The following is a 504-nucleotide window of genomic DNA, read 5'->3' as shown; positions in this document are numbered from 1 at the left end:
ACCTACAAGCCCTACGGCACCGTCGAGACCATCACGCTGCCCACCGGCCTCGTCCTTACCTACACCTACGACGCCGCCCACCGCCTCACAGGCTGGAGCAACAACCGCGGCGAGTCCGGCACCTACACCCTCGACGGCATGGGCAACCGCACCGCCGAGCAGATCAAGGACAGCGCCGGCAACATCGCATGGAACACGGCGCGCACCATCAACAACATCAACCGCCTCAGCGCCAAGACCGAAGGCCCGAACCAGGCCAGCTCCTTCGGCTACGACGCCAACGGCGAGCTGACCCGCACCACCAACGGCCTGAACCAGAGCACCAACTACGGCCTCGACGGCCTGCGCCGCGTCAAGGCCGTGACCGATGCGGCCAACGCAACCGCCACGCTGAAGTACAACGCCCTCGACGCCGTCACCGAAGCCAAGGATTTCAAGGGCATCGCCACCACCTACGCCCGCGACGCCCAAGGCAACGCCACTGCCGAAGCCAGCACCGACATC

Annotated in this window: 1 pseudogene; it reads left to right on the top strand. The window is 66.3% G+C overall.

Annotated elements, in window-relative coordinates:
• A pseudogene (locus tag NU688_RS33905) lies at window positions 1-504 on the top strand (hypothetical protein); the annotation flags it as partial.

Origin of the sequence: Variovorax sp. ZS18.2.2 (genome assembly GCF_024701975.1) — a bacterium.
Taxonomy (GTDB): Bacteria; Pseudomonadota; Gammaproteobacteria; order Burkholderiales; family Burkholderiaceae_C; genus Variovorax.
This window is presented reverse-complemented; position numbering and strand designations above follow the sequence as displayed.